The following is an 11,798-nucleotide window of genomic DNA, read 5'->3' as shown; positions in this document are numbered from 1 at the left end:
CGAGAAGCAGGTGCGCAACTTCTACTCGGTGTCGATCTCCGGCTACCACATCGCCGAGGCCGGGGCGAACCCGATCAGCCAGCTGGCCTTCACCCTGGCCAACGGCTTCACCTACGTCGAGGCCTACCTCGCGCGCGGCCTCGACATCGACGACTTCGCGCCCAACCTGTCGTTCTTCTTCTCCAACGGCATGGACCCTGAGTACACCGTGATCGGCCGCGTCGCGCGCCGCATCTGGGCGGTCGCCATGCGCGACCGCTACGGCGCCTCCGACCGGTCGCAGAAGCTGAAGTACCACGTGCAGACGAGCGGGCGCTCGCTGCACGCACAGGAGATGGACTTCAACGACATCCGCACCACGCTGCAGGCTCTGATCGCCATCTATGACAACGCCAACAGCCTGCACACCAACGCCTTCGACGAGGCCGTGACGACCCCGTCCGAGGAGTCCGTACGCCGGGCGCTCGCCATCCAGCTGATCATCAACCGCGAGTGGGGGCTGGCGATGAACGAGAACCCGCTCCAGGGCTCCTTCATCGTCGACCAGCTCACCGACCTCGTCGAGGAGGCCGTGCTGGCGGAGTTCGAGGCGATCAGCGAGCGCGGCGGCGTGCTCGGCGCGATGGAGACCGGCTACCAGCGCGGCCGCATCCAGGACGAGTCGATGCTCTACGAGCACCGCAAGCACGACGGCTCGCTGCCCATCGTCGGCGTCAACACCTTCGTCAAGCCCGACTCCGGCGACGGCACCCCGACCCACGTCGAGCTCGCCCGCGCCACCGACGACGAGAAGGCCGGCCAGCTCCGCAAGGTGCACGAGTTCCAGGCCGAGCACACCCAGGAGGCCGAGGAGGCGATCGCCCGGCTCAAGGCCGCGGCCGTCTCGGACGACAACGTGTTCGCCGTCCTGATGGACGCCGCGCGGGTGTGCTCGCTCGGTCAGGTCACCGAGGCGTTCTTCGAGGTCGGCGGCCAGTACCGGCGCAACGTCTGAGCGCGACCCGGACGGAGCCTGCGACGTCCGGGTGGTGGTGCTCAGACGAAGATCATCCCGCCGTCGACCAGGACCGACTGGCCGGTCGTGTAGTCGGGGTCGGGCCCGGCGAGGATCGAGGCCAGCTTGGCGACGTCCTCTCGGTGGTGCTGTCGGCCGTCCGCGAGGGGAAGGCGCCCGGGGCCGGCGCGACCGTGGTGCTCGACCCCAGCGAGGTCGACGTACCGGAGATGATCAAGGAGCTGACCGTCGACGTGTCGTTCGAGTGCGTCGGCGCCTCCCCTGCGCTCCAGGCCGCCCTCGACTCGTGCTGGCCCGCTGTCTTTCGGGGTCGGTCGGTCCGCGCGCTCAGCATCCCAGGTCTCGCCTCCCGGGATGCCGAGGGCGCAGACAAGGGCGGGCTCGGCCGCGCCCTCGCCCGGCGCGGACAGACCTCATCTGCCATGGCTTCACCGCTGGGACGATGGAGTTGTTGGTGGGCCGTTGATGCGTTGTCGGCCAGGTAGCAAGTTCATCGGCCCGGTGGTGCAGCCGTGCCTACCGGGACAGGAGGGTCGGATGGCCGCGCAGGCGACGGCGGGCCGAGCCTGCGAGGCCCCGCCGTTGCCCCGCCGACAAGCGGGCCCGCGACGCGGTCTGCCAAGCGCGCGGCCACCCGACCCTAACCCCCGACTCCGACAGGAATGTCGCAGAGCTCAAGGTCGACTGATGGGGTGTACGTCGGCCGGGTCGCCTCGGGCAGGGTGGACGCATGGGCGTCCTCAGCTTCCTGACCAAGCGCGGCGGCAGGTTCGCGGCTCCGCGGATCGGCAAGATCGCGCCCGGCTTCACCGCGGGGTTCCTGCAGAAGGTGCTGGACAGGGCCGTCTCGGGCACCGGGCCCTTCGACAGCGCGGCCACCGTCGCCGACAAGGCGCTGGCCGACGCCAAGGGTGACGTCGACGAGGCGGTCGACGCGCTGGTCTCCTCGCACACCCGGCTCGCCGGCGCCCAGGGGTTCCTCACCAACATCGGCGGCCTCGTGACCGCGGTGGTCACGGTGCCCGCCAACGTGACCGGCCTCGTCATGGTCGAGCTCCGCCTGCACGCCGCGATCGCGAAGGTCCACGGCCTCGACCTCGCCGACCCGGGCGTGCGTGCGGCCGTGCTCGTGACGCTCCTGGGCCACGACGAGACCGAGAAGCTCGTGCGCAAGAAGGAGCTGCCCGGCAACGCGGCCTGGCTCGCCGGCGGCGGCGACCACGGTCAGGAGACGATCCAGCGGGTGTCCGCACAGGTCGCCGCGACGCTGGTCGGCTTCCTGGGCGGCAAGCAGCTCGCGTCGATGATCGGCAAGCGGGTGCCGCTCTTCGGCGGCGTCGTCGGTGCGGCCACCGACGCGCGGGCCACCCGGCGGCTCGGGCGCGACGCTGCCCGCGACCTGCCGCGCGGCTGACCGCGGGAGGCTTCGCGCTACTTCTCCTCGTCGACCGTTTCCTCAGCCCGCTCCGGCTCCTGGACCTCGCCGGCCCGCGCCGCGACCACCTCGTCGAGGTAGCGGATCACCACGGCCACGACGGCCACGACCGGCACCGCGAGGAAGGCACCGGTGATGCCGAAGAGCGTGGAGCCGAGCGTGACGGACAGCAGCACGACGGCGGCGTGGAGCTGCATGCTCTTGGCCTGCAGCCATGGCGAAAGCACGTTGCCCTCGAGCTGCTGCACCAGCACGATCACCACGAGGATGACGAGCGCGCCGGTCGGTCCGTTGGAGACCAGCGCGACCAGGACCGCCGCCGCCCCGACCACGAACGCCCCGACGATCGGGACGAACCCGCCGACGAAGGTGAGCAGGGCCAGCGGGATCGCGAGCGGTACGCCGACGACCACCAGGGCGATGCCGATGAGGACGGCGTCGACGGCGCTGACGACGGCCTGCGTCCGGATGTAGCCACCGAGCGTGGTCCACGAGCGGCGCAGCACCTCCGCGAGGTGCCCGCCCGCCGAGGCGCCTGCCATGCGCTCGACCAGGGGGAGGAAGCGTCGGCCGTCCTTGAGGAACAGGAACGTGAGGATCAGGGTGATGACGACCGTGACGGTCGCCGAGGTCGCCGCGCCCACGCCGGACAGGACGCCGGAGGCGATCGCCGAGCCGCTGTCGCCGAGCCGGTCCTGGACGGCCTGGATGCCGGAGTCGATCTGGTCGCGCGACACGAAGTCCTGGCCCTGCACCCAGTCCTGGACCTCCTGCAGCCCGGACGAGGCGTCGTCGACGATGTCGTCGACCTGCCCCCCGATGAGCGGGGCGATCGCGAAGCCGAGGCCGACGAGCACGGCGATCCCACCGAGCAGGACGCTCGCCGCCGCGGCGGCCGGTGGCAGGTGCAGCCGTCGCTCGAGCGCGCGGGCCGGCCGCTCCAGGACGCTGGCGAGGACCAGGGCCAGCGCGACCGGCAGCACGATGCTCCACAGCTGCCCGACCAGCAGCCCGAGGACGACGGCCGCGAGGGCGATGAGGATCCACCGGCCGCTCCACAGGGCGACCCAGGCGACGCCGTCGCCGATCACCTCCGGACGCTGCGGTCGGTCGGCGCGGGACTCTGGGGTGGGGCTCACCGGGCGAGCCTGCCAGGGCCCGCGACGATCGCGGAGGTCCTTCACCCCCAGGGGGATGTCAGCCGAGGACGTCGAACTCCAGCGTCGACGTCGGTACGTCGACCTCGCTGGTCGGCAGCACGACCTTGAGCCGCCAGTCGCCGGGAGCCGGTACGACAACCTCGGCGGTGTAGACGCCCGGCCCGATGTTGCGGAGCGGGACCTCGCCGAGGTCGACGTCGTCGGACGCGAACGTCGCCTGCGGGGCGGCGTAGCCCTCGGTCGGCTCGCCGGCCGGGTCGAGCAGCTCGAGGGTGACGCTGGTCGGGCCGGGGGTCTGTCGGCCGAGGGTGGCGCGCACCTCGATGGCGTCGAGCTGCGCGGTGCGCGAGGTGGGGCGCGCCGTCGCGGAGGCCTGGACGACGGGGTCGCCCTCGGGGTTGCGGTCGACGAGGAAGCCGGTCAGGAGCAGGACCACCACGAGCACCGCGCTCTCGGCGACGACCGAGCGGACGACGAGGCCGGCGCCCGCACGCCGGTCCTTGCGGTGGGCGGCCGCCTGCAGGCGCGGCAGCAGCCGGAAGCGGTTGAACGCGGCGATCGCGATGACGACGAGGGCCGCACCAATCTTGACGAGCAGCAGCTTGCCGTAGGTGGTGTCGACGAGGCCGCTCCACGAGCCGAGGACGCGCCACGCGAGCAGCGACCCGGTGACCACGAGGACCGCCAGGATCCCGGCCGCCACCCCGGAGAAGCGGGCCAGCACCTCACCCGCCATCGTCCCGCGGCCCGACAGGTCGGCGAGCACGAGGCCGAGCCCGACGAGACCGCCGAGCCAGACGCTGCCGGCGAGCAGGTGCACGAGGTCGGCGGCGACGGCCAGGACCTCGGGCGTCGCCGCGCGGGTGTGACCGGTCAGCGCGGGGGCGGTCGTCGCGACGACCGCTGCGGCCAAGGCCACCCAGCCCCGCCGTCGTCCCGGCGCGCCGGACCCGAGCAGCACCAGGGCCACGACGAGCCCGACCGCGACCGCCGCGGCGACGACGTACTCGGTCGCGGCGAGGGCGGACCAGGTCACTCCCCCGCCCACCTGGTAAGACGCCGTGACGGGCAGGGCGAGCAGCCAGCCGACCAGTGCGACGCCGCCGCCCAGACGGGCGCCGAGCACCACGCGGCGGCGCGACGTGTCGGCGGCCCGGTCGGACGGCAGGAACAGCACGGCGAACCACAGGAGACCGGCTCCGAGGAACAGTCCGACGTAGCCGACGAAGCGGACCAGGCTGAGGGTGCGCGGCACCGCGGTCGAGGCGGCGTCGTCGCGTGGGGGCTCCTCGACGGTCGGGCTGGGTGCGCCGACCGAGAAGATCAGCGACCCGCTGACGGGGTGGCCGTCCTTGGAGACGATCCGGTAGGTGACGATCAGCGTGCCGTCGCCGACCTCGCCCTCGAGGGCGATGGCGAGCTCGACCCCGTCGGCGGTCGCCGACGAGGCGACGAGCTCGCCGGCGGCGTCATAGACCTTGACCCCGTCGGGCACCGTGGCGACCGGCTCGCTGAACGTGAACCGGACCCGCTCGGGGGCGTCGGCGAGCACGGCGCCGGCGGCGGGGTCGGTCGACACCACCGAGGCGTGCGCGCTCGCCGGCGGGGCCAGCCCGAGCACGAGCGCCACCACGACGAGGACGAGGACGAGCACCGAGGTGCGCCGCGAGGGCGCACGCCGGTGCTCGTCGTGGTTCAGCGTCAGACCCTCTCGGCCGAGGAGTCGGCCAGGGCGGCCACGACCCCGGCCCGGCTGTCGTCGTCGCTGGCGAGCACGCCGCCGTTGGCGACGATGTCGGCGGTGATCTCGGTGAAGACCATCCGGACGTCCTGACGGCGAGCGCCGAGGATCTCCACCGCGCTCTCGGCCACGGCCGCCGCGAACGCGCGGCGCTGGTCGATCGTGCGGCCCTTGAGGAGCTCGACGGTGATGTTGGGCATGTGGTTCGTCCTTCTGTCGTGTGGTGCGGGGAGGGGAGGTCAGCGGGTGACGCGGACGGTGACCGTCTTGGTCGCCGTCCTCGCCAGGGTGCTGCCGAGGTAGGTCACGGTCACCTTGAGGGAGCCGACCTTGGCGGCCCTCGGCAGCTGGAGGGCCACCGCACCGTTGCGGACGGTACCGGTGAGCGTGACCCCACCGACCTTGACCGAGACCCGACCGGTGACGGGCACGCCACCGGGTGCGGTGAGCTGCACCCGGACCGTGGGCCGCTGACCCTTGCGCACCTGCTTGGGTGCGGTGACCTTGAGGGTCGGTGCTGCCTTGGCAACGGTGACCGGGACGGTCGTCGTCGAGGCCGCGTGGTCGTCGTCGCCGGCGTAGCGCAGCGTGAGCACCTGGGCACCCGGCGGGACCGAGCCCACCGGCAGGACGATGCGCGACTGGCCGTCGGTCAGCGTGCCTCCGGCGATGGTGCGGGTGCCGAGGAGCACGGTGACCTCACCGGTGGCGGTGGCCGGGGCCATCGCCGTGGAGAGGACGCCGCGCTGACCGTAGGTGAACGGCGCGATCGCTGCCGCGACCGCCGTCGCCGCCGGCGGCACCGCGTCGACCGCGATGGTCACCGTGGTGAGGCCGGAGTCGACGGTGCCGTCGTTGACCTTGTAGAGGAACATGTCGTAGCCGCTGAAGCCGCGGTCAGGGGTGTAGATGAACGACCCGTTCCCGCTCAGCACCACCTGTCCGTGGGCCGGCTGGTTGGCGGCGACGGCGGTGAGCACGTCCCCGTCGGGGTCGGCGTCGTTGCCGAGCACACCGGGGGCGGCGACCGTCAGCGGCACGTCCTGCTGCGTCAGGAAGACGTCGGCGACAGCCGTCGGGGCCTGGTTGGGTGACGGTTGCCCGGCTTCCTCGACCGTGATGCTCACCGTGGCCGGGGCGGAGTCGACCGTCCCGTCGTCGGCGGCGTAGGTAAAGCTGTCGACTCCGACGAACCCGGCGTCGGGGGTGTAGGTGAACGCCCCGTCGGCACCGAGGGTCACGTCGCCGTGGGCCGGCTGGGTCACAGCCGCAGCCGTCAGGTCGTCGCCGTCGGCGTCGGTGTCGTTGGTGAGGACACCCGGGGCCGCGACCGTGAGGGCCACGTCCTCGTCGGTGACGAAGGTGTCGGAGACCGCGACCGGCGTGGCGTTGGTCGGACCCGTGACCTCGGCGACGGTGATGGTGACCGTCGTCGCGGCGGAGTCGACGGTGCCGTCGTTGGCCTTGTAGGTGAACGTGTCGGTGCCGGAGTAGCCCGCGGTCGGGGTGTAGGTGAACGCCCCGGTCGGGGCCAGGGTCACGACGCCGTGGGCGGGCTGGGTGAGCCCGGTCGCGGTCAGCGTGTCGGCGTCGGCGTCGGTGTCGTTGGTCAGCACGCCCGGGGCGACGACCGTGAGGGCCTCGTCCTGGTCGGTGCTGTAGGCGTCGGCCACGCCGACCGGTGCGGCGTTGGTGACCGGCGGGCCGGCGTAGAGCTCGTCGACCTGGTCACCGGTCAGCTCGTAGCCGTACATCCGGAAGTCGTCGACCATGCCGTCGAACCGCGGGTCGGGCCAGCTGGTGCCGCCGAGGAAGTTGGCGGTGGTGTTGCCACCGACCCCGACGTCGCCGATGCCCAGCGTGAAGTCGGCACGGGTGCCGACCAGCTCGCCGTCGAAGTAGAGACGGCCGGTGCTGCCGCTCATGGTGAAGACGACGTGCGTCCACTCGTTGAGGGGCAGGTCGTTGCCCGCACCGAGGGTCAGTCGCTCCTGCGCCGCGTTGCCGGGCGCCTTGAACGTGGCCGCGAAGCCGGTGGCGCCGGCAGCCTGGGTGGAGGACTGCAGCAGGAAGAACGTGTCCGTGCTGCTGCCGATCTGGAGGAGCGGCACCCAGTTGGGCAGCGCGTCCGGACGGGCCCAGACCGAGACCGAGAACTCCTCGTCCATGCCGGCCTCGATGTTGTCGGGCAGGCGGACCTGGTTGTTGGTCGTCGAAGCGCCGCCGGGCAGGTTGATCCCGGGCCCGAACTTGCCCGTGGGGGTGAAGGTGGTCGCGCCCTGGAGCGTGGCCGCCCCGACCGAGGTGTCGGAGCCGGTGTTGGCCGCCGTCGTCCCGGTGCCCTCGTCGAAGGCGTAGCGGATCGGTACGCCGCTGCCCGGCGGCGGACGCGAGACCGTGTGGGTCACCGTGGCCGTCGAGCTGCGGAAGCCGGCGGCGGCGAGGTAGCGGATCTCGATCTGGTGCGGGCCCGGGGGCAGGGTCAGCGCCGGGAAGGAGACGTTGCCGGCGACCAGGGCGACGGGCTCACCGACGCGGGCCGCGTCGACCCAGAGCTCGGCGGTGCCCGTGGCGGGCTGGATGGCCTCGTCGCGGACCGTGCCCGAGACCGTGAGCGGCTCGGCGAACGGGGACGGCGACGCCGGGGAGACCGTGACGGTCGTGGTCGTGCGCTTGGCCGTGCCGTCGGCGTAGAGCGCCGCGACGTCGGCGGCGGTCAGCGACGAGGTGTAGAGGCGCACGTCGTCCATCAGGCCGTCGTAGGCGGGGTCGGGGTAGCCGTTGCGACCCAGCCAGTTGTTGGCCGTCGGGCCGAGGTCGGCCATGGTGATCGTCAGGTTGTTGCGGCTCGCGATCTGGACGCCGTCAAGGTAGAGCGTCCCGGTCGCGCCGGAGCGGGTGAAGACCACGTGGTTCCACTGGTTGGCGGTCACGTCCTTGACCGGCGTCGCAAAGACGCGCTCCTGGACGTTGCTGCCCTTCTTCTTGAAGGTCGCCGCCACGCCGGTGGCGCCGGCCGCCTGCGTCTGCATCTGGATCTGAAAGAAGCTGCCGGCGTCGCCGAGGCCGTCGCCGAGGTGGAACATGCCGATCCAGTTGCCCTTGGTGTCGGGGCGGACCCAGAACGACGTGGTGAAGTCGGTCGCGGTCTGGAGCAGGTTGTCGGGCAGGTCGACGGCACTGGCGTTGGAGCCGCCGGGCAGGTTGACCGACGTGCCGAAGATGCCGTTGTCGGACCAGCCGGTGGTGCCGGTCAGGACCGCCGGGCCGACGGAGGAGTCGGTGCCGGTGTTGGCGGCCGTCGTGCCGGTGCCCTCGTCGAGCTCGTAGTGGATCGGCACGTCGGACAGGCCCGGGTCGACGGCGGTGATGACGAGGTCGTCGATCATCACGCCGGGGGCGCCGCCGGGCGCGGAGAGGGTGAGCGTCTCGGACCGGGCCGACGCGGTGAACGTGTCGACGTAGGTCTTGAACGTGGTGAGCCGCCCGTTGCCGTTCTGGGACGGGTTGGCCGTCGTGGCGGTGAGGGTGGCGTCGAGGCTGCCGACCTTGACGGCAGCCTTGCCGTCGACGGTGCCGGCGGAGCGGCTGTCACGGGCGTACTTGAGCGAGATCCGGTAGGAGCGACCCGGGTCGAGACCGGTGATGCTGCGCTCCAGGCTGCCGGAGGCGCCCAGGCCGAGGTGGTAGCCGACCTGGCCGAGCCCGCCCTGGCTGGCGCCGGTGCTGCGGACCAGCTGGACCGGGTTCTTGACGGTCCAGGGGGCCATCCGGCCGCCGCCGGCGGCGACGTCGACGAGAGCAGCGGGGTTGCCGCCGCGCCAGTCGGCCGGGATGCGGGGGTACTCGAACTGGTCCACGAGCTTGGGCGCGTGGTCGTCGGTCTTCACCGCGGGGTCGATGTCGAGGATCTTGGCGGCCGACGGGGTGCCGTCGGCGTTCCAGACGAACAGCATGTAGGCGCCCGGAGGGGCGTAGGTGCCGTCGGTGGGGGCCTTGATCGTCAGGTTGTTGCCCGACTGGGTGAAGTCGAGCTGCTGGAAGTTCTGGTCGTTGTTGAAGCCGTGGGTCACCGAGCCGTTGCGGACGAGGGTGACCTTGGCGACCGGACCGGAGGCCTGGATGCCGAAGGTGCCGTTGTAGCCGATCTTCTTGGGCGCCGAGGTGATCTCGGGCCGGGCGGCGGCCTGGTTGCCGTCGTAGAGGTAGGACGGGGAGTAGTACTCGACGTCGGTGTAGTTGCGCGGGCCGGGGGCACCGCCACCGCCGACCATGACACGACCGTCGGGCAGCAGCAGGGCGGTCGAGTGGTAGAGCCGCGCGTGCTCGTAGGGCGCCTCGACGGTGCGCCACTGGCCGCTGTCGGGGTTCCAGATCTCGGCCGTGGTGACGTAGCCGCCGTTGCCGTTGTTGTCACGGCTGCCGCCGGTCACGAGGACCTCGCCGTTGGGGAGGACGGTCGCGGTCGGCCAGTGCCGGGCGAACTTCATCGGCGCGATCGGCGTGACGACGGGGTTGGCCGTGCCGCCGGTGATGTCGACGGTGAAGCCGGCCTTGGCACCGGCGGGGCCGCCGCCGTTGGCCCACCAGCCGCCACCGACCTGGAGGATCTTGCCGGGGGCGTACATCGCGGCGGTCGACGTGGCGCCGACCGGGTTGCCGAGCGCGCCCTGGTTGGACACGTTGGTCGGCAGGGTGCCGCGCAGGGTCAGCGCGCCCTCACCGGCGTTGCCGGCCGGGTCGAGCTCGTACATCTGCGTGCCGGTGATGTTGAAGAGGGTGCCGCTGCCCGGGGTGACGAAGGCGCGGGGGTACCACCAGCGATTCTCGTCGGCGCCGGGGTGGTCGGCACCGCCGTCGCCGTAGGCCGCCGAGCTGGTGGCGCCGTTGAGCAGCCGCCAGCCGGAGCCGGCGTCGGGGGTGAAGATCTCGGGGGTGAGCACGCCGGGGCCACCGGGGCCGCCGCGGCTGCTGCCGCCCTGGACGACGATGTCGCCGTTGGGCATGGTCGTGCCGGTGGGGTACCACCGCGGGAAGTTCATCGGGGCCTCGTTCTGCAGGCCCTTGTTCTTGGAGTAGCTGGTGACGCCGATGGCGGCGTCGTTGGGGGCGTTCTCGCCCAGGCCGTCGTCACCGCCGACGGTCATCACCGTGCGGCGACGGGGGTTCTGCACCTGCATCGAGCAGAACATGTCGGTGTAGGTGTTGTTGGGGTGCCGGCCCTGGTTGACGTTGGCGAGGGTGCGCGGGGTCGCGGGGTCCCACACGTCGAACTCGAACTGGCCGCCCTGCGAGACGCAGCCGTTGCCGGTCCAGTCGTAGGGGGTGGTGTCGTTGCAGGTGGTGGGGGTGCTGCCGAAGGTCTGGACCATGCCGTCAGCGGTGAGCGAGGCGTTGATCGCGACGAGGGGCCACGGCGTCACGCCGCTCCAGCCGCCGGCGACGTCCTTGGCCGGCGGCGAGCAGTCGGCCGCGAGGAGGCCCGCGGAGTAGGCGAGGCCGAGGCGCAGCTGGGTGCGGATGTTGGGCTCGGAGAACGCGGTGCCCTCGTGGCCCATGCCGGAGTACCAGGAGCGGCCGGCGTCGATCGTCTGGCACCAGGTGACTGGGTGCGAGGTGCCGTTGCGGCCGCCGCTGGCGTCGGTGACGTAGGACGACTCGTCGGCCTCGAGCAGCGTGTGGACGTTGGGGGCCGGGTTGACCACCCAGTCGTACCACTCGTCGCTGCGCGTGAACTCGGCCGGGATGCCCTGCGTCAGCGGGCTCGCGGTGTCCTTGACGAACACCCGGCCCGGCCGGACGGCGGGGTTCTCGGGGTGGCCCTCGGAGACGGCGCCCACGAGGCGGTTGTAGAACGGGTTGACGTCGTGCTCGCTCTGCCCGACCGACCAGCCGGTGTAGTGCATGCCCATGAAGCCGCCGCCGCCGCGGATGTAGGCCTCGAGCGCGGTGCGCTGCTCCTCGTTGAAGAGCACGCCGCCCGTCTGCGCGAAGGCCAGCGTGTCCTTGGTGGCGAGGTTGGCCGGGGTGAACACGGCCGGGTCGTCGGTCTCCTGGATCTCGACGGGCTGGGCGTACTGCGTGCCCAACTCGGCGGCGAGGTCGCGGATGGCCTGACGGGCCTGGACGTTGGAGGCGTGGAAGTTGGGCTTGTAGAAGAGCAGGACCCGGAGGATCCCGTCGTCGGCGGGGGCCGCCGAGGCCGGCGTGGCGGTCACGGTGGCGAGCACCGGGAGCGCCACGACCAGGCCGACGACCAGGGCGAGGAGGTGCGTGGCCGAGCGCCGGAAGCGCTTGGCGACACGCACGCGGACAGACCTGCGAAGCACGTTCATGAACATCCCTTGGGTTGGGCTCGGGTCGACTCGGGGGCCGGCGGAGACCGCCGGGGCACTCCCCTCGCTCCGACGAACGTATGGCGAGCGTCACATCAGAGTCAAGAACTTC

General features: G+C 72.1%; 6 protein-coding genes. 2 read left to right on the top strand and 4 right to left on the bottom strand.

The features are described from left to right. The coding region (locus tag Q7T52_RS10205; RefSeq protein WP_304802054.1) for a methylmalonyl-CoA mutase family protein at positions 1-994 on the top strand (994 nt) is incomplete at its 5' end. Between the two features lie 751 nt (positions 995-1,745). Next, positions 1,746-2,429: an EcsC family protein gene (locus tag Q7T52_RS10200; RefSeq protein ID WP_304802052.1), complete on the top strand. Its 684-nt coding sequence runs from the start codon at positions 1,746-1,748 to the stop codon at positions 2,427-2,429. Positions 2,430-2,446: 17 nt separating this feature from the next. Here the strand turns inward: Q7T52_RS10200 and Q7T52_RS10195 are convergent, their stop codons facing one another. From Q7T52_RS10195 to Q7T52_RS10180, 4 genes are read right to left on the bottom strand one after another with little or no spacing between them, the layout of a single operon-like run. Further along, positions 2,447-3,589, bottom strand: a complete 1,143-nt coding sequence (locus Q7T52_RS10195; RefSeq protein WP_304802050.1) for an AI-2E family transporter — start codon at positions 3,587-3,589, stop codon at positions 2,447-2,449. Between the two features lie 58 nt (positions 3,590-3,647). Then, positions 3,648-5,264, bottom strand: coding sequence for a copper resistance protein CopC (locus Q7T52_RS10190; protein WP_304802048.1), 1,617 nt, complete (start codon positions 5,262-5,264; stop codon positions 3,648-3,650). Positions 5,265-5,311: 47 nt separating this feature from the next. Beyond that, positions 5,312-5,551, bottom strand: a complete 240-nt coding sequence (locus Q7T52_RS10185) for a tautomerase family protein (protein ID WP_304802047.1) — start codon at positions 5,549-5,551, stop codon at positions 5,312-5,314. A 39-nt stretch (positions 5,552-5,590) separates the two neighbouring features. After that, positions 5,591-11,686, bottom strand: a complete 6,096-nt coding sequence (locus Q7T52_RS10180; protein ID WP_304802045.1) for a LamG-like jellyroll fold domain-containing protein — start codon at positions 11,684-11,686, stop codon at positions 5,591-5,593. Positions 11,687-11,798: the final 112 nt, after the last annotated feature.

It is taken from the genome of Nocardioides sp., assembly GCF_030655615.1.
GTDB lineage: Bacteria > Actinomycetota > Actinomycetes > Propionibacteriales > Nocardioidaceae > Nocardioides.
The sequence above is the reverse complement of the archived record's forward strand: the minus strand, read 5'-3'. Positions and strand labels throughout refer to the sequence as shown.